Origin of the sequence: Paraburkholderia kururiensis JCM 10599 = LMG 19447 (assembly GCF_003986935.1) — a bacterium.
Lineage (GTDB): Bacteria > Pseudomonadota > Gammaproteobacteria > Burkholderiales > Burkholderiaceae > Paraburkholderia > Paraburkholderia kururiensis.
On sequence record NZ_RJZE01000012.1, the window covers coordinates 180,371 to 204,533 of the forward strand.

Sequence of the window (24,163 nt, forward strand, 5' to 3'; positions counted from 1 at the left end):
GAAAGTGTAAGGAAGGTCCCGAGCCAGGAACGGGCGAGGCGCCGTGCCCGTCTCGCCGGACCCGCGTGCGCTCACCCGGAAGCAGGCATCGAACACGGCTGCGATAATGAGCCTTCACGCGCGCCCACGCGCTTCACGAAGACTTCACACACACAACGACGAGGCACTCATGTACGTCATCTCGCTCACCTACACGGCGCCGCTCGAACGCATCGACGACGCGCTCGAAGCCCATCGGGCGTTTCTCGCGAAGCAGTTCGACGCGGGCGTGTTCATTGCAGCGGGGCCTACGGTACCGCGCAAGGGCGGCGTCATTCTGGCGGTGCGTATCGAGCGCGAGAAGCTCGACGCCATTCTGGCTACCGACCCGTTCGCGCAGCAGGATCTGGCGACTTACGACGTTACGGAGTTCAAGGCCACGCGCCTCGCGCCGGGCCTGAATTTTCCGATTCCGGCTTGAGGTCGGCACGGGCGTCGTGCAAGCAGGCTTAACGAAGGCGCTTCAATAGCGCCGCGTCGGTTCAATCGAGCAACAGCTTGAGATCGTGCACCCACGGCTGGGCGCCCTGCCCGTCGCGGGCGAAAAGGCGCAGCTTGCCGTCGGGATCGAACACGTAGCTCGCGGCGGTGTGGTCCATGGTGTAGCTGTCGGGCGTCTTGCCCGGCACCTTCGCGTAGTACACGCGGAAGTCTTTGGTGATCTTTTGCAGCTGCGCGTCGTTGGCGGGACGCAGCGCGACGAACGTCGGATTGAACGCCTGCACGTATTGCGACAGCAGCGTGGGCGTGTCGCGTTCCGGGTCCACCGTCACGAACAGCACCTGCACGCGCTTCGCGTCGTCGGGGCCCATTTGCTGGAGTGCCTGGGAAAGCTCCGCCATCGTGGTGGGGCACACGTCGGGGCAGTGCGTATAGCCGAAGAACAGCACCACGGCTTTGCCCTTGTAGTCGGCGAGCGTGCGCGTTTTGCCGTTGGTGTCGGGCAGTGCGAAATCCGAGCCGAACTGCTTGTTGCCCGTGAGATCGAGATTCTGGAACGCGGGCTGCTGCTTGCCGCAGCCCGAAAGAAGCGCCGCGCTACCCAAGGCACACGCAACGAGCGCGGCCAGCGCCACGCGCGACGCGCGTGCGAGCGGAGAGTTCTGCATGGTCTTATGCGCCAATGAGCGTGCGCACGTAGTGATCGACCAGCAGCGCGACGAACAGCAGCGAGAGATAAACGATGGAGTAACGGAAGGTCTTGCGTGCGAGCGCATCCGAATACTCGCGATAGATCTTCCATGCGTAGCCGAGAAACACCGCGCCCAGCAGCACCGCAGCGGCCAGATACACGGCGCCGCTCATGCCGGAGATAAACGGCATCAACGTGACCGCGAAGAGAATCACGGTGTAGAGGAAGATGTGCAGCCGCGTGTACTGCTCGCCGTGCGTGTTGGGCAGCATCGGCAAGCCGGCCTTTTCGTAGTCCGTGCGGCGGTAGAGCGCGAGCGACCAGAAATGCGGCGGCGTCCACACGAAGATGATGAGCACGAGAATCCAGGCGTCGCCCGGCACCGCGCCCGTGACCGCGGCCCAGCCGAGCGCGGGCGGCATGGCGCCCGAGGCTCCGCCGATCACGATGTTCTGCGGCGTAGCGGGCTTGAGCAGCAGCGTATAGATGACGGCATAGCCCACGAACGTGGCGAACGTGAGCCACATGGTGAGCGCATTGGTGAACGTATAGAGCGTCCACATGCCGAGACCGCCCAGTACGGCCGAAAAGAGCAGGATCTGCACCGTGGTGATCTCGCCGCGCGCCGACGGGCGCCAGGCGGTACGGCGCATCATCGCGTCGACCTTCTGCTCCATCAGGCAATTGATGGCGAAAGCGGCCCCTGCCGTCAGCCAGATGCCGATCGTGCCCCCGATCAGCACAGTCCACGGCACCATGCCCGGCGTGGCGAGGAACATGCCGATCACGGCGCAAAACACCGCAAGCTGCGTGACCCGCGGCTTCGTGAGCGCGATGTACTGCGAAATGCGGTTACCGGGCGTCTGGGAGAGAGTTGTGCTGTCCATAGAGGGAATCACGCTGGCGCGGCGTCGCGCGCGAGTTCGACCGTGCGGCCGGGACGGCTTGAAGCGATTCGAAAGTTTAGCATGACGAGCAGTAGCAGCAGGATCGCCGCGCCTCCGTTATGGGCCACCGCGACGGGCAGCGGCCACTGCAACACGATGTTCGAAAGTCCGGTGACAAACTGGATCACCACCACGAGCAACACGCCGTTGGCGGGCCGCACTAGCGACTCGAAGCGGCGCAATTTCAACGCCAACCACACCAGATAAGCGACGACCACCAGCGCAAAGGTGCGATGCGTCCAGTGGATCGCGACGAGCGCGTCCTGGGTGATCGCCTCGCCGTCGCCGGTCATGCCAAGGGCGCGCCACAGGTGAAAGCCGTGGGCAAAGTCCATGGGCGGAATCCACGCGCCGTTGCAGGTCGGGAAGTCGGTGCAGGCAAGTACCGCATAATTCGTGCTCACCCAGCCGCCCAGCGCAATCTGCACGACGAGCAGCGCGAGGCCGGCCAGCGCGGCGATACGCCAGCGCGCCGCCTCCGGCTCGTGGGCGGGCAACGGCGTGATGCGCGCTGCGAGCCAGCCCAACGTGCCAAGCAACGCAAGGCCAAGCAGCAAATGCGTCGTGACGATGATGGGCTGCAGCTTCATCGTGACGGTCCATGCGCCGAATGCGCCTTGCACCACGATCAGCAACAACAGCGCCGTTGGCCACCACGGCGACACGTGCAGCGGCCTGCGGCGGATACGCGCCGCCCACGCAATCACGGTCTGGGCAATGATGAGCACGCCGATCGCCATGGCGAAATAGCGGTGGATCATCTCAATCCACGCCTTGGTCATGCTCACGGGGCCGGTGGGCATGGCTTGATGCGCCGCCGCGATGGCCGCGTGCGCGATGAACGGCGAAGAAGTGCCGTAACAGCCGGGCCAGTCGGGACAGCCAAGGCCGGAATCAGTCAGGCGCGTGAAGCCGCCGAACATGACGAGATCCAGCGTCAGGAACGTGGTGACCCAGACGAGCTTGCGGAACCGGCTGTCGTCTGCTTTCACCCAGACCCATGAGAGCGGCAGCAGCGCGATGCACAAGCCAATCAGCCCCAGTTGCAGTACGAACATCTCTTCTCTCTTTCCATTCACACGCCAGCCGCGTGTACGCCGTTGCGGGCCGTTGCACGCAAACCCGCCAGTATCAACCGATACTCGACCACTTGAGCAGTTTGGTGACGTCTCCTTTGATCTTGCTCGGGTCGGGATCCTTCGGGAAACGCATCATCAGGTTGCCGTTCGGGTCGACCATGTAGATGTGGTCGGTCACCGTGGTGCCAGCGTCCACCGGCAACCACGCCGAGACCGCGGACGGATCGGCAATCAGCATTTCGGTGTCGTCGTACGCGCCCTGCACCGCCGGGGGCACTTGCTGCGCATCGGTGCGCAGCCACACGTTGACGATGCGCTCACGTTCGCCGGCCTGCGTTGCGCGCACCTGGCGCATGAAGTAGAGCTTCGTAACGCAGGCTTTGTCGCAGGCGCTACGGTCCACGGAAATCAGCAACCAGCGGCCGCGCAGCGAGGCGAGCTTCATGGGCTTGCCGTCTTCGCCCGTCACGACGAGCGACTCGGGAATCGGGCGCTGCGGTTCGATCAGCGTGCCGTAGCTCGACGTGCCGCCCTTCGGCTTGAAGACGTAATACGTGAGATACGACGCAATCACGGGTGCCGCGCACACGAGCGCAATCAGCAGGACGACCCAGCGGCCGCGTTCCCACGATCCGCGGCCGCCGCCCGTCGGGGCGCTTCCGGCGCCTGGGCGATTCGACTGCGGGGTGCCCGCTGTCGGCCGATCCGGTCCGCGGGAAGAAGTAGTTTGCATCGACACGACAAGAACCTCTTTCTTTCAGTCGTACGCGTCGGGGCATGGCCCGGCGGCGTGCGATAGGGATGGTGGCAGCGCGCCCTGCGCGTTAAGCCTCTGACGTTTCGGACACGCGCGGTTTCTTCGCGGCGCGTCGCGCGGCATATAGACCGAACCCGAGCGCCGCAGCGGCCATGCCCCACCACTGGAACATGTAGCCATAGTTGCGCTCCACGCCCATCGTGGGCACGGGCCAGTCGCGCACGAGGCCGTCGTGCGTATCGTTCGTCTGCTGAATGACGAAGGGCTGCAGCGGCAGGCCGGTTTCGGTTGCATACGAAGCGACGTCGAGATTCTGGCGAATCGGCTGATGAGCCGCCGACCCGCCCTGGCCAAGCTCGAACGCACGCGACGCGTCGGCTCGCGCGATGCCTTCCACCTGCACTTCGCCCTTGGGCGTCTGGTAGGGCGCGATCGCCGTGCGATCCTGCATGTTGCGCGGCAGCCAGCCGCGGTTCACGAGCACATACCGGCCATCTGCGAGCTTGAGCGGCATGACGACGTAGAAGCCCGGCTGATCGTTATACGGCCGGTTGTCGAGATAGACCGCCCGCTCCGGCTCAAAGGTACCCGTGGCCCGCACGCGATGGAACTCGATGTCCTTCAGCGCCACAGGCTGAGAACCAATGGTTTGAGCCGGGGCGTTCTCGAACTGAGTGATGCGCGCTTCGAGCGCCTCCTTCTGATGCGCGCGGTCGCGCTGCCAGAATCCGAGCCTCACGGTCACGGCGACCACGATCAGGATCAGCAGCGCGGGGAACCAGCGAATCTTCATCGCGGGCTGCCCTTGCCCAACCCGCGGCACGGACGCAACACCGGTCGGGGTGCGATAATTACGCTATTTCCTCTATCTCGCCGGATTTCAGCAGGTTCCATGCACATTCTCGTTCCCATCGCCTTCGCACTCATCATTGCCAGCATGATCTCGGCGCTGTATTTCATGATGCACGACCGGGGCCGCACGAAGCGGATGGTCTGGTCGCTCGCCGCGCGCGTGGGACTGTCGATCTCGCTGTTCCTGTTCATCCTGTTCGCACACTGGATGGGCTGGATCCAGTCCACCGGCATTCCTTACGGCCGCTGAAGCGCGCAATCGCGTTCCCTCACGCTGGAAACAAAACGCCGCCTTGACCTGCGTCGAAGGCGGCGTTGGATGGCTCGTTCGAGCTCTGGTCCGCAGCGTGTCGTTTCGCGCGTACTGGCAGGCCCGCCTTACAGCCAGTAGACGACCACGTAGAGACCCAGCCAGACCACGTCGACGAAGTGCCAGTACCACGCCGCGCCTTCGAACGCGAAGTGGTGGTCCGCCGTGAAGTGGCCGCGGATCAGGCGGATCATCACCACCGCCAGCATCGTGCCGCCCAGGAACACGTGGAAGCCGTGGAAGCCGGTGAGCAGGAAGAACGTGGAGCCGTACACGCCCGACGACAGCGTGAGGTTCAGTTCGTTGTACGCGTGGAAGTATTCGAAGCCCTGCAGAAACAGGAAGCAGATACCGAGCGTGAGCGTTGCGGCAAGCCACGCAATCGCCTTCGTGCGGTGGTTGTCGCGCAGCGCATGGTGCGAGACCGTCAGCGTCGCGCCCGACGAGAGCAGCAGCGCCGTGTTGATGGTGGGCACCGGCCACGGCGTCATCGACTTGTAGGCGGACACGAGCGAAGCCGGACCGTTGTTCGGCCACACTGCCGAGAAGTCCGGCCAGATCAGCTTGTAGTCGAGGCTCGCCAGCTGGTGCATCGCGATTTCACGCGCGTAGAAGAGCGCACCGAAGAACGCGCCGAAGAACATGACTTCGGAAAAGATGAACCAGCTCATGCTCCAGCGGTACGAGCTGTCGACGCGCTTGCCGTACATTCCGCCTTCGGACTCGGCAATGGCGTCGCCGAACCAGTGCCACAGCGTGAAGAGCAGCCACAGCAGGCCCGCCGCCGCCGTGATGGGCGCCCACGACTCGCCATTCACCCATGCCGCGAGCGACGAAAGCATCACGAGCAGCCCGATGGACGCGCTGATCGGATGCCGCGACGGATGCGGTACGAAATAGTACGGGCTCTCGTTTTGACCGCTCATTCTTGATTCTCCACTTCAGTCCAGTTGTTCCGGAATCTCCGGCTGTATCTTCTCCGGCGCGGCGTGGCCGCCGCATCGGCTTGCTTCCTTGCTGCGCCCACCTTCCTGCCGCTGCCCTGCTGGCGGATGCGCGATAGTCGCGTCAGCCCACCACGAGGTGCACCACCAGGATCAGCACCCCGATGAAGATCGCCGCGCCGATCACGCCCGCGATGATCAGGTGCAGCGGGTTCAGCTGCGCCGCATCGGCCTCGAGGTCGCGGCGCTTGCGCACGCCCAGAAACGACCATGCCACAGCCTTGATCACCTGGCCCAGCGAGCTCTTCTGGCCGCCGTTGTTGTCTCTGCCTTTGCCGCCGTCGGCGTTCATGGCTGCTCGCTCCCCTTGCTCTGCCATTATGTTCGTCAAGCCGGGTTGCGAACCGCACCCGCGGCCGCCGCACCTGTCTGCTGCGTTGCCGCGTCCGTTGCCGGCGCAGGCGTGTTCAGCTCGAAGAACGTGTACGACAGCGTGATGGTCTTCACATCTTTCGGCAACTTCGGGTCAACCACGAATACCACCGGCATCCGTTTCGTTTCGTTGGCCTGCAGCGTCTGCTGGGTAAAGCAGAAGCATTCGATCTTCCGGAAGTACTCCGTCGCAACCTTGGGCGCGTAGCTCGGAATGGCCTGGGCCTTCACGATGCGCGCCTGCTCGTTCGACACCTCGTACATCACCGTCGTGACTTCGCCCGGATGCACGTCGAGACTGTGCTGCTCCGGCTTGAAGCCAAGCGGGCCGCGCGCGTTCGCATCGAACTCGATCGACACCGTGCGGCTCATGTCGACCTGCGTATTCTTCGCCTCGCGCGCCGTCGCATCGCGCTGCACGAGGTTGTTGATGCCGGTGATCTGGCAGATCGCGCGATACATCGGCACGAGCGCAAAACCGAAGCCGAACATCAGGCACGCCACCACGACGAGCTTGACCAGCATCGAACGGTTGAACGAGCGATCCGCCCGGGATTCCGCCGGTGAATCTGCTTCAAGGCGCGGCTGCGTCGACATCGAACTTCCTCAACAAACCATCAGGCCGGCGTCAGCTGAACAGCCACTGCTTGATGACGGCACCCACAAAAAAGACGGCGACGATAGCGAGCAGGATCATGCCGAGTCGCAGGTTGGCTGCGCGAATCTGCTCGGGTGTACGTCTTTTTTCTGGATTCCGGGTCATGCGTGAATTTGGGAGACTTCACGCTCCCCGATCTCGTTTCCCGCGAAGGACGCGAGACCAGGGAGCGTTGCTGCATCTGTTGCCGCAGGCGGGCGGGTTATTCGACTATTCGACCGTCGGCGGATTTTCGAACGTATGGAACGGTGCCGGGCTCGGGACCGTCCACTCGAGGCCCGTTGCGCCATCCCACGGCTTGTCCGCCGCCTTTTCCAGCTCACCGCCGCCGCGATACGCGGGCAGCACGACCGCAAACAGGAAGTACACCTGCGCGAGGCCGAAACCGAATGCGCCGATCGTTGCGACCTGGTTCCAGTCCGTGAACTGCGCCGGGTAGTCCGCATAACGGCGCGGCATGCCGGCGAGGCCCACGAAGTGCATCGGGAAGAACGTGACGTTGAAGAAGATCATCGACGCCCAGAAGTGGATCTTGCCGCGCGTCTCGTTGTACATCCAGCCGGTCCACTTCGGCGACCAGTAGTACCACCCCGCAAAGAGCGCGAAGAGCGACCCCGCCACCAGCACATAGTGGAAGTGCGCCACCACGAAATAGGTACCGTGGTACTGGATGTCGAGCGGCGCCATGGAAAGCATCAGGCCCGTGAAACCGCCCATCGTGAACACGAACAGGAAGCCGATCGCGAACAGCATCGGCGTTTCGAACGTGAGCGAGCCGCGCCACATCGTGGCAACCCAGTTGAACACCTTCACGCCGGTCGGCACAGCGATCAGCATCGTCGCGTACATGAAGAACAGCTGGCCCGTGACCGGCATGCCGGTTGCGAACATATGGTGCGCCCAGACCATGAACGACAGGATCGCGATGGATGCCGTTGCATAGACCATCGAGCTATAGCCGAACAGCGGCTTGCGCGAAAACGCCGGGATCACCTGCGACACGATCCCGAACGCCGGCAGAATCATGATGTACACCTCGGGGTGCCCGAAGAACCAGAAGATGTGCTGGTACATCACCGGGTCGCCGCCGCCTGCCGCGTTGAAGAACGACGTGCCGAAGTGGCGGTCGAACAGCACCATGGTGATCGCGCCCGCGAGCACCGGCATCACGGCGATCAGCAGGTAGGCGGTGATGAGCCACGTCCACGCGAACATCGGCATCTTCATGAGCGTCATGCCCGGCGCGCGCAGGTTCAGGATCGTCACGATGATGTTGATGCCGCCCATGATCGACGACGCGCCCATGATGTGGATCGCGAAGATGGCGAAGTCCATGCCCGGGCCCATCTGCGTGGAGAGCGGCGCGTAGAGCGTCCAGCCCGCAGCCGTTGCGCCACCCGGCGCGAAGAACGAACCCACCAGCAACACCGCCGCCACAGGCAGCAGCCAGAAGCTGAAGTTGTTCATGCGCGCGAAGGCCATGTCCGATGCGCCGATCTGCAGCGGAATCATCCAGTTCGCGAAGCCGACGAACGCCGGCATGATCGCGCCGAACACCATGATGAGGCCGTGCATGGTGGTCAGCTGGTTGAAGAACTCCGGCCGCATGATCTGCAGGCCCGGTTCGAACAGTTCGGCACGGATCATCAGCGCCATCACGCCCCCCGAGAGGAACATGACGAACGAGAAGATCAGGTACAGCGTCCCGATGTCCTTGTGGTTGGTCGCGAAGAGCCAGCGGCGCCAGCCGTGCGGCGTCTCGTGCGCATGGTCGCCGTGCACGTGCTCGTGGCCTCCGACTACATCGTGTCCGATGCTAGACATGACAATCTCCTAAAACGAATACTGCTGCGGTCCGAGTGGCACGTCAGGCCGCCGGGCTGATTTCGACACGCCGGGCTTCTTTCGCGTTGCTGCCGCCGGTGATGGTCTCCGGCTTCTTCAAGATGATGTGGTCTTCGGCGATGCCGGCCGCCTTCAGCGCATCGCGCACGGCCTGGGCGCGCGTCTTGGCGAGTTCGGCGTTCGAATCCGCGGAGCCGCTCGCGTCGGTGTAGCCCGACAGCGTGAACTTCGCATCCGGGTGCGCCTTCGCGTAGTCGGCCGCGGCCTGGATGGCCGCCTTCGCGTCGGCCGGCAGATCGCTCTTGCCGGTTTCGAAGTAGACGCTTGCGGGCAGGCTGGCTTGCGGTGCGGCTGCGCCGTCCGACGCGGCCGATGCCGGTTGCGCGTCGCTTGCTGCCGCGCCCGTCAGATGGTCGCCGCCTTCGGGCAGCTTGCCGTTGCGCGCGTCCGCGACCTGGCGCGGTTGCAGCACGTCGCCCGTGTGGTTGCCCCACGAGTTGCGTTCATAGGTGATGACCGAAGCGATCTCGACGTCATTCAGCGTCGGCGCCCACGAGGGCATCGCGTTCTTGCCCTTCAGCACGAGGCTCACGTGCTGGGCGAGCGGACCGTTGGCGATCTTGCTGCCGTCGAGCGCCGGGAATGCGCCCGCGCCCTTGCCGGTCGGCTGGTGGCACACCGCGCAGTTCGCCGCGTAGACCTTCGCGCCGCGCTCCATGAGTTCGGCCATGGTGTAGGTCTTGTTGGGATCGTCGGCAGAGGCGGACATTTTCTTCTTCTGCACGTCGACCCACTTCGCGTAGTCGTCATCCGAGAGCACCTCGACGACGACCGGCATGAACGCGTGTTCCTTGCCGCACAGTTCGGTACAGAAGCCGCGATAGGTGCCCACCTTCTCGGCCTTGAACCACGTGTCGCGCACAAAGCCCGGAATCGCATCCTGCTTCACGCCGAATGCGGGCACGTACCACGAGTGCACGACGTCGTTGGCGGTGGTGATGATGCGGATCTTCTTGTTGACGGGCACGACGAGCGGATTGTCGACTTCCTGCAGGTAGGTGTCGTTAATCGGCGTCTGGCCGTTCACTTCGGCACGCGGGGTGGTCAGCGTGGACAGGAAGCTGATGCCCTCGCCCGGACCCTTGATGTAGTCGTAGCCCCACTTCCACTGGTAGCCGGTGACCTTCACGGTGAGGTCGGCGTTGGTGGTGTCTTTCATCGCGACGACGGTGCGGGTGGCGGGCAGCGCCATCAGCACGACGATGATGAACGGCACGATCGTCCAGATGATTTCGACGGTGGTGCTTTCGTGGAAATTGGCGGCCTTGTGTCCTTTCGACTTGCGGTGCGCGAAGACCGAATAGAACATCACGCCGAACACGGCGATGAAGATCGCGGTACACAGGATCAACATCATCGTGTGGAGGCTGTAGAGCTCCTCTGCGATCCGTGTCACAGGCGGCTGGAGATTGATCTCGTTGACGGCGGGGCCGCCGGGACTATCACCAACTGCCAGGGCGGCGCCGGCGAACAAGAGTCCGCTACACGCCAGCACGCCCATGAGGGCTCGCTTGATTGTTTTCATAGCTTCCTTACCCAAAATTTCCATTCAAACCCTCGCCCCGCCGCAAGGCCATCGCCACGCATCCCCTTGCCTCGCGCGGCGGCGCTTCGCAACCGGCTGCTAGCCGCAACCGGCAAGCCCCCTGCGCAGTTCTTCGGCAAACTGCGCGCGCCGATATTGCGCAAGATGCACGCCGACTGCGACCGTCTGCCCCCGCGATACCAGCTTGACCGGTTCGCGCGGCGTGGCGCCTGTTTCGACTCGCACCCAGCGGGGATTGAACTCGAACTGCGTGAGCTCGTCGGCGCTGACCTGCTCGACCACCAGCCGGTGCGGATACAGCCTGATGCGTTCGTAATCGACTGCATGGCGCGCGTACACGACGAACGCGACACCGACAACCAGCAGCTCGAGACCGGTGAACGGCAATACCAGCCAGACGCCCTTCACGAGCAGCATGATGGCGATCGCCGAAGACACGAGCGCGAGCGATACATAGAAACCCACGAACTGCCGAGGCGACACCGAGCAGTTGCGCCTGATCGTCCAGTCCTTGAGAACCGTCTCCGGATTCGCCAGCAGATCGCACACCTGCATCGTCGCCTCCTGCTCACGCCGCTGCCGCTAAACGGCTCTTCCATGTGAGCCTTCGGCACTCTTCAGCGTTGGGTCTGCCGCTTCAGAAGTGGGGACCCTGAGCGACAAACTGACGCATTATAGGCGCGATCCCTGGCGGCCACAAGCAAGGCGCCACGGGCCTCGGAGCCAGATGCGACAAGCCTCTGCGCCCTTTTGTCGCAGGTTCATGGCGCGCTTTGCAACACTGATTCCCGCCATAACGAACCGGCGCTTTACCGCGTTATCGGTTCCTCGTCGGCCCGCGTCCGATGTCCTCGATGCGCACGATGCCGTGCCCTTCGGGCGTGGTCCGGGGCACCGCTTTCCACGCGTGTCCGTAGATCACCTCGAAGGTGAGCGGGATCGTGCCGTCCTCGCGCCGGCGCGCTTCGAGCGCCGCGTACAGCGCCTTCATGAGGCGCCGCGAAATGCGCGACAACGCGGCATCGCGGCCAAACGGATAGGCGCCCCAGCGGCGCACGTCCTTCAAGAGCGACTCGGGCGAACGGTAGGTGATGGTCAAGGTCTCCTGGTCCATCACGGGAATCTCGAAGCCGCTTTCCACCAGCATGTCGCCCAGATCGTGCATGTCGACGAAGTCGATCACATGCGCGCGCGTGGCAATGCCGTGCGCCGCGTCCACTTCGGCCCACGCGCCGCGCAGTTCCTTGAGCGTATCGGGGCCGAGCGTGCTGAACATGAGCAAGCCATTCACCTTGAGGACGCGCTGCCACTCAGGGAAAACGAGGTCGGGACGCGAATGCCAGTGCAGCGCCAGATTCGACCAGACGAAGTCGAACGCGCCCGATGCAAAGGGGAGCGCGCCGAAGTCGGCCTGCGCGAAGCGCGGGCCGCGCGTGCCCAGCGTCTTGCCGAGCACGGCCGGCAGAAAGCGCCGCCAGCTCGTGTCGGCGGTCTCGTGGCGCAGGGCGCGCAGCAGCATGCCGTGCGAAAGGTCGGTGCCGAATACCGGCGCCTCGGGAAAACGCTCGCGAAGTGCCGGAAGGTCGTCGCCCGTGCCGCAGCCCGCGTCCAGCACGCTGGCCGGGCTCGCCTTGATGTAGTCGAGCCGCTCGTGCATGCGCTGGGCGATTTCCCGCGGGAGGAACGCGACGTCGCTGAAGGTCGCGGCGCGGCGGTCGAAGATCCGCCGCAGCAGCCGGGCGTCATAGGCCGGACGGCTGGATTTTGCGGGAGACGGGGACATGGCGGTCGTATTGGAGAAGAGCGCAAAGTATACTCGGTCGCTCCCCTCGATTCAGCGTAGCCGCCCGCGCGGCGCGGCCTTGACATGCCTGCCCCGTCTTTTGCTCCCCTCGTGCCGATCATGAAGAACCGCGTCGCCCGGTTTGCGAATCGGTTATGGACGACCGCGGACCTGGAAGCCCGGCGATGGTTGCCGCGCGTTACGCAGTTCGCATTGCCGAATCTGTGCGCGTTATGCGGCAATATGTCGCAGCAGGTGTTTTGTGCGGGCTGCGACGAGGCTTACTGGAACGAGTCGCGCCTGCGCTGCGCGGCATGCGCGATACCGCTGCCCACCGCGAGAACGGTGCGCCGGCCACGGCGGGCGGGCGCGACGCCCTACCGCTGCGCCGACTGCTCGGCCTCGCCGCCGCCCTTCGAGGCGACCTTTGCCCTCGCCGACTACCGTCCACCACTCGATACGCTCGCGCGCGGCCTCAAGTTCAACGCTCGCCTTGCACTGGCCGGCGAATTCGCGCGACGGCTGGCCCGGACAGCAAGCGACGCAGTGGACGCCGCCCAGCTTCCCGACGTGATCGCCGCCGTACCGCTGTCGCGCAAACGACTTGCCACGCGTGGCTACAACCAGGCCTGGGAGATGGCAAGGCCGCTTGCCAAAGCGCTCGGTGTACGCAGCGATGCGCGGCTCGTCAATCGCGTCGCCCATACAGCGCCGCAGTCGCAACTCGACCTCGAAGCGCGCCGCCACAACTTGCGACATGCGTTTGCGCTTGCGAGTCCCGTAGCAGGGTTGCATGTCGGCATCGTCGACGACGTGATGACCTCCGGCGCAACGCTCGAAGCGCTTGCACGCATACTCAAGGACGCCGGCGCACGCCGCGTCACGAACTTCGTCGCGCTGCGCACGCCGAAAAACTAGCTGTCCGTCTTCAATTCATTCCGATATGTTCAACGTCGTTCTCGTCGAACCTGAAATCCCCCCGAATACCGGCAACGTGATCCGCCTTTGCGCGAACACAGGCGCGACACTGCATCTCATCGAACCGCTCGGCTTTCCGCTCGACGACGCGAAGATGCGTCGCGCGGGGCTCGACTATCACGAGTACGCCCAGATGCGCGTGCACGCGAACTGGGAAGCCTTCATTGCAGCAGAGTCGCCCGCCCCGTCCCGCATGTTCGCGTTCACGACGCGCGGCTCAGGGCGGTTTCACTCGCACCCGTTTCAGCCAGGCGACTGGTTCGTATTCGGAGCGGAGACGCGTGGCCTGCCCGATGCCGTGCTCGCTCATTTCCCCGCGGAGCAACGCGTGAGGCTGCCGATGCGGCCCGGCAATCGCAGCCTGAACCTCTCGAACACGGTCGCCGTGGTCGTGTTCGAAGCGTGGCGGCAAGCGGGATTCGAAGGAGGAGAGTGAGGAGCGCGTGAGCGGAGCGCGAAATGCACCCCGTCACGATTGCAGGACGTTGAACGAAAGAGGAGTCGAGCCTACTCGGCCTTGGAGTCGCGCCTGAGCAGGGCGCTCACGGCATCGCGCGGCGCGACGCCTTCGAACAGCACCGCGCAGACGGCCTGCGTGATGGGCATTTCGATGCCATGCGCCTGCGCGAGCGCGAGCACCGCCTTCGCACAACGCACGCCTTCGGCCACGTGGCCGAGTGCGGCAAGAATGTCGTCGAGCGTGCGGCCCGAGGCCAACTGCATGCCCACCGTTCGATTGCGCGAAAGATCGCCCGTTGCGGTGAGAATCAGGTCGCCGAGTCCGGTGAGACCGGTGAACGTTTCGGCCCGGCCGCCCAGCGTCACGCCAAGCCGCGACATTTCCGCGAGACCTCGCGTAATGAGCGCCGCGCGCGCGTTGAGTCCGAGCCCGAGGCCATCGGAAATGCCTGTCGCAATCGCGAGCACGTTCTTCACTGCGCCGCCCACTTCCACGCCCACCACGTCGTCGCCCGTGTAGATGCGCATGGCGCGATGATGAAACGCTGCGACCGTACGCTCGCGGCACACCGCCGACGCGCTCGCCACCGTCAGCGCGACCGGCAAGCCCTCCACCACTTCGCGCGCGAAGCTCGGTCCCGAAAGCACCCCGTTGCTCGCATGATCGGGCAACTCCTGGCCCACCACCTGATGCGGCATGAGCTGCGTATCGGACTCGAAGCCCTTGCACAGCCACACGAAATGCGCGGGCACCTTGCCGCCGTCGCGCATCGAGCGAAGCAAGCCGCGCAGCCCGGCGACAGGCGCCGCAAGCACGACGAGCGAGGCGTCATCGCGCGCGTGGTCGAGCACCGCCGCCAGATCTGCGTCGTAACGCAGGCTCTGCGGCAAGGCCACGCCCGCCAGATAGCGGGCGTTTTCATGCGTCGTGGAGAGTTCGGCAACGAGCGCGCTGTCGCGCGCCCAGAGCACCGTGTCATGCCGCGCGGCCAGATGGGCGGCGACCGCGGTGCCCCATGCGCCGGCGCCGAGAACGGCAACCTTCATACCCGGCACCGTCAAGGTGGGTTAATGCGTGGCGTTGCTTTGCTGCGCGCCGCCGTCCCCTTGCGAGATCTGCGCGAGGCGCTGCTCATAGAGCGCCTGGAAGTTGATCTCGGCCAGATGGATGGGCGGGAAGCCCGCGCGCGTGATCGCGTCGGCGATGTTGGAACGCAGGTACGGGAAGATGATCGTGGGGCATGCAATGCCGACGAGCGGATCGATCTGCTCAGCCGGAATGTTGCGGATGTCGAAAATGCCGGCCTGCTTCGCTTCGATCAGGAATGCGACCTTGTCGTTGACCTTGGCCGTCACCGTACCGGTCACCGCGACTTCGAACACGGCGTCGGCGAGACGCGCAGCGTTCACGTCGACTTCGACTTCGACCGAGGGCATCTCCTGTTCGAGGAAGATCGCGGGCGAATTCGGCTGCTCGAGCGACAGATCCTTCAGGTAGATGCGCTGGATGTTGAAAAACGGCTGGTTGTTCTCGTCGGACATGGTAATGCAGGCTCCCTGATTAACGGATGGCGGCGGGCCGTAGTCCGCCGTGCGTGTGGTTGTGGCGCTCAAGTCGGCAAATATAGCGAGCGCATGTGCTCGACACGAGCGGCCGGGGCGTGCGGAGGCGCACGAGGCGCCGTGCGCTGCCTTGCGCCCCGCTTCGGCTCAGGCCGCTTCGAGCAGCGGCGTCAGGCCGCCAGCGCGATCCAGCGCGGAAAGGTCGTCGTAACCGCCGACATGCGTTTCCCCGATGAACACCTGGGGGACCGTGCGGCGCCCGGTGCGCGTCATCATTTCCTCGCGACGGGACGGATCCTTGTCGATCAGCACCTTTTCGATATGCTCGACGCCGCGCGACTTTAAAAGACGTTCGGCCATCTGGCAATACGGACACACCTGCGTGCTGTACATGAGAACCTTGTTCACTTCGCGACTCCTTGTTTGACGACCGGCATGCCGGCCTGCTGCCAGGCGTTGATGCCGCCCTCCAGCACATGGACCTCGGCGTAACCCGCGTCGCGCACGATACGCGCCGCGTTGTTCGCCCGCTGCCCCGTCTGACAGACGAGCAGCACCGGGGTGCTCTTGTTCTTCGCGATCTGGGCGACCTTTGCCTGCAGTTCGGCAAGTTCGACATGACGCGCTGAAGGCAGATGGCCTTTGGCGAATTCGTCGGCTGCCCGCACGTCCACCACGATCGCGTTGCGCCGGTTGATCAGTTGGGTTGCCTCGGCGGCGGAGACTCCGCCGCGCCCGCCCCGCCTGATCGAAGGCCACAGGAGCAACCCTCCGGAAATGAGGACGATCGCAATGAGTACAAGGTTGATGTAATTGGAGAAGAACGTCACGAGAAAGGGAATCCGGAAACGGGCAATCCGCTCATTATAAAATAACCGTTTGACGCGAGGGCGACGCAACCTGCGCCGCTCCGGCAGGGCCTTCGACCGACGCGCTTGCGGTCCACCCCGCACCGCAACTCGCGCGGCACCCATTTACCGCTTCCTTACTACCGACCGGCACACACTCCATGTACAAACTCGTTCTCATCCGCCACGGCGAATCGACGTGGAACAAGGAAAACCGCTTCACCGGCTGGGTCGACGTCGACCTCACCGAACAGGGCGCCCGCGAAGCGCAGCAGGCCGGCCTGCTTCTGAAGGAAGCAGGCTATACGTTCGACATCGCCTACACCTCCGTGTTGAAGCGCGCCATCCGCACGCTGTGGCACGTGCAGGATCAGATGGACCTGATGTACATCCCGGTGGTGCATTCGTGGCGCCTCAACGAACGCCACTACGGCGCGCTGTCCGGCCTCAACAAGGCCGAAACCGCGGCGAAGTACGGCGACGAGCAGGTGCTCGTCTGGCGCCGCAGCTACGACACGCCGCCGCCCGCGCTGGACGCATCCGACGACCGCACGTCCTACAACGACCCGCGCTACGCGAAGGTCCCGCGCGAGCAGTTGCCGCTCACCGAATGCCTGAAGGACACGGTGGCACGCGTGCTGCCCATGTGGAACGAATCGATCGCGCCGGCCGTGCGCTCGGACCGCAAGGTGCTGATCGCGGCGCACGGCAACTCGATCCGCGCGCTCGTGAAGTATCTCGACAATATTTCGGACACCGACATCGTCGGCCTCAACATTCCGAACGGCGTGCCGCTCGTGTACGAACTCGACGAGAACCTGAAACCGATCCAGCACTATTACCTCGGCGACGCCGAAGCCATCGCGAAGGCGCAAGCCGCGGTCGCGAATCAGGGCAAGAAGGGCTGACGCAAGCCAGTTTCCGGCGGCGATCGAAGAGCATACGATCGCCGCCCACCGATGCCTCACTACTGCGTGGCGTCGGCCTCTGCCCTGATGTTGCACTGCACCGCCCGCGCACACCGTCCACTCCGGCGCGTCTTGAACCTGCCCGCCTGGCCCCTGTCGAAGTCCCATTGGCGTCGCGCCGCCATCTGCACAGTGCGTAGCGGTGTGCAGTTATACTTGTCCGTCGCTCTCCCCTTTGACGTTGCCACGCGCTTCTGACCGCAACAGACTCTATGCGAAAGAACCTGAAAAACATCGGCCTGATCGCCGCGGGCCTTGCCACCGGCGTTTTTGCAACCCTGCAGTTCTCCGTGTCGGCCGAGCAACCCGCGAGCGCGCCGTTGCCGCTCGACCAGCTGCGGCTCTTCGCCGAAGTCTTCGGGCAGATCAAGCATGAATACGTCGAGCCGGTCGACGACAAGAAGCTGCTCACCGCCGCCATCAAGGGCATGGTGTCGAGCCTCGACCCGCACTCGTCGTATCTGGACAAAACGGACTACGCCGAACTCCAGGAGCAGACCAAGGGTCGCTTCGCCGGTCTCGGCATCGAAATTTCGCAGGAAGACGGTCTCATCAAGGTGATCTCGCCCATCGAAGACACGCCCGCGTTTCGCGCCGGCATCCGTCCGGGCGACCTGATCACGCGCATCAACGACAAGCCGGTGCGCGGCATGACACTCGACAATGCTGTCAAGCAGATGCGCGGCGAGCCGGGCACGAAGGTCACGCTCACCATCTTCCGCAAGACCGACGACCGCACCTTCCCGCTCACCGTTACGCGCGCGATCATCAAGGTCCAGAGCGTGAAGATGAAGATTCTGGCGCCGGGCTACGCGTACATCCGCATCACAAGCTTCCAGGAACGCACCACGCCCGATCTCGCGGCGCGGCTGCAGGACATCGCGCGTCAGCAACCGAATCTGAAGGGCCTCATCCTCGACCTGCGCAACAACGGCGGCGGCCTGCTGCAGAGCGCGGTAGGCGTGGCGGGCGCCTTCCTGCCGCCGGATTCGGTGGTGGTCTCCACCAACGGCCAGATTCCGGATTCCAAGCAGATCTACCGCGACACCTACGACAACTATCGGCTGCCGTCCTTCGACGGCGACCCGCTCAAGAATCTGCCGTCCATCTTCAAGACGGTACCGATGATCGTGCTGACCAACGCGTACTCCGCGTCGGCGTCCGAAATCGTGGCGGGTGCGCTGCAAGACCAGCATCGCGCGCTGCTTGTGGGCAAGACCACGTTCGGCAAGGGCTCGGTGCAGACGGTGCGTCCTATGACTGCCGACACGGCCCTGCGCCTGACCACCGCGTACTACTACACGCCGAGCGGCCGCTCGATCCAGAACAAGGGCATTCGTCCTGATATCCCGGTCGATCAGTACGCCGACGGCGATCCGGACGACGCACTCGTCACGCGTGAAGTCGATTACTCGAATCACCTCGCGAACACGCAGGACCCGAACGAGAAGAAGGAACAGGAGCAGCGCGAGCAGATGCGCATGGACGAACTGCGCATGCTCGAAGAACAGAACGACAAGAAGACGCCGGAACAACGCGAGAAGGATCGCGAGCGCAAGCCGGTCGAGTTCGGTTCCGCTGACGACTTCATGCTCCAGCAGGCTTTGAACAAGCTGGAAGGCAAGCCCGTTGTCGAATCGAAGTCGCCGATGGAGCGGCGCCTCGCGCAAAACAAGCCGCCGCAGTCCGCTTCGGCGCCTGTTTCGGTCAAGCCTGCGCTGCCGGTCACGCCGGGCGCCTCCGCCGCGCCGGGGGCGTCGGCGCCGGGTGCGACCTCCGCACCGGCCGCAAAGTAAGGCCGCAGCCCGAAGTAAGGCCGCAGCCGCTTCAATCAGTCGCTTTCTAACTGAGCCTTCGCAGCACGCGCTGCGAAGGCTCATTTGTTTGCGCGGCTAGAATAGCGACAACACACGGACCGTCCGCCCGACCGGCATCCTCCGCACCCACGCGACGCCTCAACCCGCGCCTGCCATGAACGACGATCAGCTCCTTCGCTATTCCCGCCATATCCTCGTCGACGAACTCGGTATCGAAGCGCAGCAGCGCTTTCTCGACGCGCACGCCATTGTGGTGGGCGCCGGCGGTCTGGGTTCGCCCGCTGCGATGTACCTCGCGGCATCCGGCGTCGGCCGCCTTACGCTCGTGGACGACGACACCGTCGACCTCACCAATCTCCAGCGGCAGATTCTCCACGCCACCACATCGATTGGCCGCAAGAAGGTGGAGTCGGGGCGCGAGACGCTCGCGCGCATCAATCCGGATGTGAAGGTGGACATGGTCGCGGCACGCGTGGACGCGGCATGGCTCGATGCCACCGTGCCGACCGCCACCGTCGTGCTCGACTGCACCGACAACTTCGCCACGCGTCACGCGATCAACCGCGCGTGCGTCGCCCACGGCGTGCCGCTCGTCTCCGGCGCGGCGTTGCGCTTCGACGGCCAGATCAGTACGTTCGATTTCCGCGATCCGGCTTCGCCCTGCTACGCCTGCGTGTTTCCGGAAGACCAGCCGTTCGAGGAAGTCGCGTGTTCGACGATGGGCGTGTTCGCACCCACCGTCGGCATCATCGGCACCATGCAGGCAGCCGAAGCGCTGCGCGTGATCGCGAAGATCGGCACGCCGCTCGTCGGGCGGCTCATGATGCTCGACTCGCTGCACATGGAATGGAACACGATGCGCATTGCGCGCCAGCCGGATTGCCCGGTATGCGGCAAAGCGCATCGCGAGTGAAGCGCAGCCGGCGTGCACGTGCCGGCCGCATGAGTAGCCCTTCGATCAGGCTTGCGCCACGCGCTTGAGCGCGGCCTGCACTTCTTCCGGCTCGAACGCGGCGAGCACGTCGGCCACCGGCTTTTCGAGCGTCTTCAGGTGCGAGCGCAGAATTTCCTGCTTCACGACCAACAGCTGACTCGGATGCATCGAGAACTCGGTGAGCCCCATGCCCAGCAACAGACGCGTCAACGCCGGGTCGCCGGCCATCTCTCCGCACACCGAAACGGGTACGCCTGCCCGCTTCGCCTCGCGCAGCGTGAACGCGATCAGATGCAATACCGCGGGATGCAGCGGATCGTAGAGATGCGCGACAGAGTTGTCCGCGCGGTCGATGGCGAGCGTGTACTGAATCAGGTCGTTGGTGCCGATCGAGAGGAAATCGAGGCGCTTCAGGAACAGCGGCAACGCGATCGCAGCCGCGGGAATCTCGATCATTGCGCCCACGCGCACGTTCGGATCGTAGGCGAGGCCGGCATCGTCGAGTTGGCGCTTCGCTTCGCGGATCAGGTCGAGCGTCTGGTCGATCTCCTGCGCGTGCGCGAGCATCGGAATCAGAATTTTCACCGAGCCGAATGCCGACGCACGCAGAATCGCGCGCAACTGCGTCAGGAACATTTGCGGCTCGGAGAGGCTCCAGCGAATGGCGCGCAATCCCAGTGCAGGATTCGGCGCGGTTTCGTAGCTTTCGGCGGCCGCGTCGAGCGGTTTGTCGGCGCCCACGTCGATGGTGCGAATCGTCACCGGCAAGCCGTTCATGAGTTCGACCGCGTGGCGGTACGCCGCGAACTGCTCTTCTTCCTCGGGCAGTTGTTCCTTGTGATTCATGAACAGGAACTCGGTGCGAAAGAGCCCCACGCCCGTTGCGCCGGCTTCGAGCGCCGCACGCGCGTCTTCGGGCAATTCGATGTTCGCGCACAGCTCGATCTTCGTGCCGCACAGCGTTTGCGTGGGCGAAAACTTGAGCCGCTGCAGCTTCTTGCGCTCGAGTGCCTTTTCGCTCTGCCGGTACGTGTACTCCTCCAGCACGATGGGCGCCGGGTCGACGATCACGATGCCGTGATCGCCGTCCACGATGATGAGGTCGTCCTGGCGGATCAACGTGCTCGCCTGCTGCACGCCCACCGCGGCGGGAATTCCAAGGCTGCGTGCAACGATTGCCGTATGCGAGGTGCGTCCGCCCAGGTCGGTGACGAAGCCCTGGAACGTTTGCGTCTTGAACTGCAGCATGTCCGCAGGCGCGATGTCGTGCGCCACGACGATCATCTCGTCGCAACTGCCGTGCACGCCATCCAGCGCCGACTGTGAACCACCGGCCAGCGCCTTCAAGACGCGCTCCACGACCTGCTCGATGTCGGCCTTGCGCTCGCGCAGGTACTCGTCTTCGATGTCGTCGAAATGGCGCGACAGACGTTCCAGCTGCTCAGTCAGCGCCCACTCCACGTTGTAGCGACGCGTGCGGATGAGGTCGATGGTCTCCTGCACGAGCATCGCGTCGTTCAGGATCATCGTATGAACGTTGAGGAAGGCGCCCATTTCGCTGGGCGCGTCCGCAGCCAGGTCGGCGCGCAGCGCCTCCAGTTCCTCGTGGACTGTGCCCTGCGCCGTACGAAAGCGCTCGACCTCCCCTTCGATCTGGGAAGGCTCGATCAGATAGTGGTCGACGTCGAGTGCAGCCGGGGCGATGAGATAGGCCCGCCCGATGGCGATACCGCGTGACACGGGAATTCCATGCAGCGTGAACGACACGCGCACCTCCTCTAGTTGTGTGATGCCGCGGCAAACCGCTGCAATGCCTCGGACCCCGATAGTGATTATAAATTCCGTAACGCGTATCGATGGTGTGCGGCGCAGCATGGTCGCCACCCGCCGCAATGCCGTACGCAAGCCGCTATTCGGCATGCCAAACAAAAAACGCCGCGGCAAGCCGCGGCGTTTTCACGCATCGGGATTGCGTCGCGCGCTTACTGGCCTTCGCCGAATTTATCGGCGATCAGTTTCAGCAGTGCGTCCATCGCGTCCTGCTCGTCCGGACCTTCGGTTTCGATCAGCACCTGGCTGCCAATGCCCGCCGCCAGCATCATCACCCCCATGATGCTCTTCGCGTTGATGCGCCGGCCGTTGCGACTCATCCAGATCTCCGCCTGGAAGTTGCCGGCAAGTTGCGTCAGTTTGGCCGAGGCGCGAGCATGCAGGCCGAGCTTGTTCACGATGGTGGTTTCTTGTTGCAGCATGGGTGGGTCCGAAACGCTGGTTGGTAGGACAGACAGGTAGTGAAGTCAGGCGCTCGTCTATGCTTCGTTACGCTCCAGCCGGCTTCACAGTCTCGTTATTCGGCAGCGCCGCACAGGGCGTGACGGCCGCTTCGGTCAGACAGTCCGAAGCCGCGGCGGCAGCAGATACCGCAGGCGCGCCAGGAACGATCTCTTGAACCCCTTTGGTAGCACCGGCGAGCGCCTTGTCGACGAGCGTATCGAGCGGCGTGGCTCGATAGCAGACGGCGCGCACGAGCATCGGTAGATTGACGCCGGCCAGCACCCGCACCTGCGGGAGCGTGGCAAGCCGTGCCGCGATGTTGGACGGCGTGGCGCCGAACATGTCGGTCAGCACAAGGGCGCCGTTTTCTTCCCTGAGACGGTCGATCTCGGCGTTGGCCTGCGCCACCACCTGCGCGGGGTCGCTGTCCGGCAACACATCGATGACACCGATGCGTGCGGGCAACCCGCCGTAAATGTGAGCAACACACTCGCGAAGCGCGGTAGCGAACGGAGCATGCGCGATGATCAGAATGCCTGCCATATCAGCCTTGCTGCAAATAACGGCCCTGGAGCGCGGCCCGGACCGAAACCTCCGACCTTTCAGCTTCGCATCCGCATGAGATGCAAGGGTCGGACCACGCGGTCGGCTGTTTGAAAGCCCTTGTATAGACAGCGTTTTTTCCACTGTCCCGCCGCGCGAGCGCGCATTGTAGCAGGGTCATTTTCGCTCTTTGAACAAACATCTGCCCGCCCTGGCTCCTGGCTCGCACCTGCATCGCATCCGCCCTGCGCCGTATCGCGCAGGGCGGATGCGCTCAGGCGACCGCGCGCTCCAGCGCGTCGATGAACATGGCGGCCACATCGAAACCCGTCTGCTCCATGATTTCGCGGAAGCACGTAGGACTCGTCACGTTGACCTCGGTGAGCCAGTCGCCGATGGCATCCAGTCCCACGAGCAACAGCCCGCGCGCGGCAAGCACCGGGGCCAGCGTCGCGGCGATCTCGCGGTCGCGCGCCGTAAGCGGCTGCGCGCGGCCCAGCCCGCCCGCGGCGAGATTGCCGCGCACCTCGTTGCCTTGCGGGATGCGCGCGAGCGAATACGGCACGGGCTCGCCGCCGATCAGCAGAATGCGCTTGTCGCCGTCCTTGATTTCGGGGATGAACTTCTGCGCCATCACCGAACGCGCGCCATCGTGGCTCAGCATTTCGATAATGGAGCCCAGGTTCATGCCGTCCGGCTTCACGCGAAATACGCCCATGCCACCCATGCCGTCGAGCGGCTTCAGGATCACGTCGCCGTGCTCGGCGTGGAACGCGCGCAACCGGTCCGCGTCGCGCGTCACCAGCGTAGGCGCCACGAACTGCGGAAATTCGCCGATCGCCAGTTTCTCCGAGTGATCGCGAATCGCCTGTGGCCGGTTGAACACACGCGCACCGGCCCGCTCGGCAATTTCGAGCAGCCACGTCGACGTGACGTACTCCATGTCGAACGGCGGGTCTTTGCGCATCAGAATGGCGTCGAAGCCGGTGAGTTCGCGCGCCGTGGGCGCCTCAGCGGCGTACCACGGATGACGATGCAAGTCCTCGCCGTCGCCGATGATCTGAAAGCGCCGCACCGTCGCCTCGACAGCGCCCATCGCCCAGCCCAGGTGCTTCGGTTCGCACGCGTAGAGCGTGTGGCCACGGCGCGCCGCCTCGGCCATCATCGCGTAGGTCGAATCCTTGTAGATCTTGAAGCGGTCCAGCGGGTCGGCGATAAAAAGGATGTTCATGAATTCCCTGATGTTTTGATGGGCGCTGCGGCGCCCGGTACCGCGCCAGACAGCAGCGCTGCGCACCTCGCCAGCGTGCGGCCGCGGCGCGGTGGCGCGGCGCCTCACTTGCGTTGACCGTGAGGGGCGCCGTCGGCCTTGCCGCCCAAACGCGGCGACGCGCC

The 24,163-nt window shown here is 64.4% G+C and carries 28 protein-coding genes; 7 read left to right on the forward strand and 21 right to left on the reverse strand.

Translation table 11 applies throughout. The features are described from left to right. Positions 1-169 precede the first annotated feature (169 nt). Positions 170-460: a YciI family protein gene (locus PKKP23_RS16455; protein WP_126877685.1), complete on the forward strand. Its 291-nt coding sequence runs from the start codon at positions 170-172 to the stop codon at positions 458-460. A 61-nt stretch (positions 461-521) separates the two neighbouring features. On the opposite strand, the gene PKKP23_RS16460 is transcribed toward PKKP23_RS16455, so the two are convergent. The 5 genes from PKKP23_RS16460 to PKKP23_RS16480 form a co-directional block, all read right to left on the reverse strand. Continuing rightward, complete coding sequence (locus tag PKKP23_RS16460; protein ID WP_126877686.1) at positions 522-1,148, reverse strand: SCO family protein; 627 nt, start codon at positions 1,146-1,148, stop codon at positions 522-524. A 4-nt stretch (positions 1,149-1,152) separates the two neighbouring features. Continuing rightward, positions 1,153-2,058 (reverse strand): heme o synthase, encoded by a 906-nt coding sequence (gene cyoE / locus PKKP23_RS16465; protein ID WP_017772609.1) that lies wholly within the window; start codon positions 2,056-2,058, stop codon positions 1,153-1,155. Positions 2,059-2,066: 8 nt separating this feature from the next. Further along, positions 2,067-3,176 (reverse strand): COX15/CtaA family protein, encoded by a 1,110-nt coding sequence (locus tag PKKP23_RS16470; RefSeq protein WP_126877687.1) that lies wholly within the window; start codon positions 3,174-3,176, stop codon positions 2,067-2,069. 73 nt (positions 3,177-3,249) lie between these two features. Further along, positions 3,250-3,930, reverse strand: coding sequence for an SCO family protein (locus PKKP23_RS16475; protein WP_126877719.1), 681 nt, complete (start codon positions 3,928-3,930; stop codon positions 3,250-3,252). A gap of 91 nt (positions 3,931-4,021) precedes the next feature. After that, complete coding sequence (locus tag PKKP23_RS16480; protein WP_126877688.1) at positions 4,022-4,747, reverse strand: SURF1 family protein; 726 nt, start codon at positions 4,745-4,747, stop codon at positions 4,022-4,024. 99 nt (positions 4,748-4,846) lie between these two features. Here PKKP23_RS16480 and PKKP23_RS16485 point away from each other — a divergent pair, with 99 nt between their 5' ends. Then, complete coding sequence (locus PKKP23_RS16485; protein ID WP_017772605.1) at positions 4,847-5,056, forward strand: twin transmembrane helix small protein; 210 nt, start codon at positions 4,847-4,849, stop codon at positions 5,054-5,056. 128 nt (positions 5,057-5,184) lie between these two features. On the opposite strand, the gene PKKP23_RS16490 is transcribed toward PKKP23_RS16485, so the two are convergent. The 8 genes from PKKP23_RS16490 to PKKP23_RS16520 all read right to left on the reverse strand — a co-directional run bounded on the left by PKKP23_RS16490 (position 5,185) and on the right by PKKP23_RS16520 (position 12,384). Further along, entirely contained in the window at positions 5,185-6,042 is an 858-nt protein-coding gene (locus tag PKKP23_RS16490; protein WP_017772604.1) for a cytochrome c oxidase subunit 3, read from the reverse strand. A 142-nt stretch (positions 6,043-6,184) separates the two neighbouring features. Further along, complete coding sequence (locus tag PKKP23_RS16495; RefSeq protein ID WP_126877689.1) at positions 6,185-6,412, reverse strand: DUF2970 domain-containing protein; 228 nt, start codon at positions 6,410-6,412, stop codon at positions 6,185-6,187. A gap of 35 nt (positions 6,413-6,447) precedes the next feature. Next, a complete protein-coding gene (locus tag PKKP23_RS16500) occupies positions 6,448-7,089 on the reverse strand; it encodes a cytochrome c oxidase assembly protein (protein ID WP_126877690.1) in 642 nt (213 codons plus the stop codon). Between the two features lie 31 nt (positions 7,090-7,120). Then, positions 7,121-7,255, reverse strand: coding sequence for a cytochrome oxidase small assembly protein (locus PKKP23_RS34565; RefSeq protein ID WP_017772601.1), 135 nt, complete (start codon positions 7,253-7,255; stop codon positions 7,121-7,123). 105 nt (positions 7,256-7,360) lie between these two features. After that, the gene (gene ctaD, locus PKKP23_RS16505; protein WP_026121002.1) at positions 7,361-8,974 is read right to left on the reverse strand and encodes a cytochrome c oxidase subunit I; all 1,614 of its coding nucleotides are present in this window, start codon (positions 8,972-8,974) and stop codon (positions 7,361-7,363) included. 43 nt (positions 8,975-9,017) lie between these two features. Further along, positions 9,018-10,604, reverse strand: coding sequence for a cytochrome c oxidase subunit II (coxB, locus tag PKKP23_RS16510; RefSeq protein WP_126877691.1), 1,587 nt, complete (start codon positions 10,602-10,604; stop codon positions 9,018-9,020). A 75-nt stretch (positions 10,605-10,679) separates the two neighbouring features. Continuing rightward, complete coding sequence (locus PKKP23_RS16515) at positions 10,680-11,156, reverse strand: DUF2244 domain-containing protein (protein ID WP_126877692.1); 477 nt, start codon at positions 11,154-11,156, stop codon at positions 10,680-10,682. Between the two features lie 262 nt (positions 11,157-11,418). Further along, positions 11,419-12,384, reverse strand: coding sequence for a methyltransferase domain-containing protein (locus PKKP23_RS16520; protein WP_126877693.1), 966 nt, complete (start codon positions 12,382-12,384; stop codon positions 11,419-11,421). Positions 12,385-12,627: 243 nt separating this feature from the next. On the opposite strand from PKKP23_RS16520, the gene PKKP23_RS16525 reads away from it, so the two are divergent. Both PKKP23_RS16525 and trmL read left to right on the forward strand, forming a co-directional pair. Then, a complete protein-coding gene (locus PKKP23_RS16525; RefSeq protein ID WP_240659036.1) occupies positions 12,628-13,302 on the forward strand; it encodes a ComF family protein in 675 nt (224 codons plus the stop codon). Between the two features lie 25 nt (positions 13,303-13,327). Next, complete coding sequence (gene trmL, locus PKKP23_RS16530; protein ID WP_126877695.1) at positions 13,328-13,798, forward strand: tRNA (uridine(34)/cytosine(34)/5-carboxymethylaminomethyluridine(34)-2'-O)-methyltransferase TrmL; 471 nt, start codon at positions 13,328-13,330, stop codon at positions 13,796-13,798. Between the two features lie 71 nt (positions 13,799-13,869). Here trmL and PKKP23_RS16535 read toward each other — a convergent pair whose 3' ends face one another. The 4 genes from PKKP23_RS16535 to PKKP23_RS16550 form a co-directional block, all read right to left on the reverse strand. Next, a complete protein-coding gene (locus PKKP23_RS16535) occupies positions 13,870-14,868 on the reverse strand; it encodes an NAD(P)H-dependent glycerol-3-phosphate dehydrogenase (RefSeq protein WP_126877696.1) in 999 nt (332 codons plus the stop codon). A 21-nt stretch (positions 14,869-14,889) separates the two neighbouring features. After that, positions 14,890-15,363, reverse strand: a complete 474-nt coding sequence (gene secB / locus PKKP23_RS16540) for a protein-export chaperone SecB (RefSeq protein ID WP_017772593.1) — start codon at positions 15,361-15,363, stop codon at positions 14,890-14,892. Between the two features lie 168 nt (positions 15,364-15,531). Beyond that, on the reverse strand, positions 15,532-15,792 hold the full coding sequence (grxC, locus tag PKKP23_RS16545) for a glutaredoxin 3 (protein WP_017772592.1): 261 nt from the start codon (positions 15,790-15,792) through the stop codon (positions 15,532-15,534). Further along, positions 15,789-16,214: a rhodanese-like domain-containing protein gene (locus tag PKKP23_RS16550; protein WP_126877720.1), complete on the reverse strand. Its 426-nt coding sequence runs from the start codon at positions 16,212-16,214 to the stop codon at positions 15,789-15,791. Before PKKP23_RS16550 ends, grxC begins: the two co-directional genes overlap by 4 nt. A gap of 179 nt (positions 16,215-16,393) precedes the next feature. Here PKKP23_RS16550 and gpmA point away from each other — a divergent pair, with 179 nt between their 5' ends. The 3 genes from gpmA (at position 16,394) to PKKP23_RS16565 (ending at position 19,930) form a co-directional block, all read left to right on the forward strand. Next, complete coding sequence (gpmA, locus tag PKKP23_RS16555; protein WP_017772590.1) at positions 16,394-17,140, forward strand: 2,3-diphosphoglycerate-dependent phosphoglycerate mutase; 747 nt, start codon at positions 16,394-16,396, stop codon at positions 17,138-17,140. 272 nt (positions 17,141-17,412) lie between these two features. Beyond that, entirely contained in the window at positions 17,413-18,996 is a 1,584-nt protein-coding gene (locus PKKP23_RS16560; protein WP_126877697.1) for a S41 family peptidase, read from the forward strand. A gap of 175 nt (positions 18,997-19,171) precedes the next feature. Then, positions 19,172-19,930, forward strand: coding sequence for a HesA/MoeB/ThiF family protein (locus PKKP23_RS16565; RefSeq protein WP_017772588.1), 759 nt, complete (start codon positions 19,172-19,174; stop codon positions 19,928-19,930). Between the two features lie 45 nt (positions 19,931-19,975). On the opposite strand, the gene ptsP is transcribed toward PKKP23_RS16565, so the two are convergent. From ptsP to gshB, 4 genes are all read right to left on the reverse strand, one after another. Next, positions 19,976-21,718 (reverse strand): phosphoenolpyruvate--protein phosphotransferase, encoded by a 1,743-nt coding sequence (gene ptsP / locus PKKP23_RS16570; protein ID WP_017772587.1) that lies wholly within the window; start codon positions 21,716-21,718, stop codon positions 19,976-19,978. 215 nt (positions 21,719-21,933) lie between these two features. Next, positions 21,934-22,203, reverse strand: a complete 270-nt coding sequence (locus PKKP23_RS16575) for an HPr family phosphocarrier protein (RefSeq protein WP_017772586.1) — start codon at positions 22,201-22,203, stop codon at positions 21,934-21,936. Positions 22,204-22,270: 67 nt separating this feature from the next. Then, positions 22,271-22,768: a PTS sugar transporter subunit IIA gene (locus PKKP23_RS16580; RefSeq protein WP_017772585.1), complete on the reverse strand. Its 498-nt coding sequence runs from the start codon at positions 22,766-22,768 to the stop codon at positions 22,271-22,273. Between the two features lie 274 nt (positions 22,769-23,042). Then, a complete protein-coding gene (gene gshB / locus PKKP23_RS16585) occupies positions 23,043-23,999 on the reverse strand; it encodes a glutathione synthase (RefSeq protein ID WP_126877698.1) in 957 nt (318 codons plus the stop codon). Between the last annotated feature and the right edge of the window lie 164 nt (positions 24,000-24,163).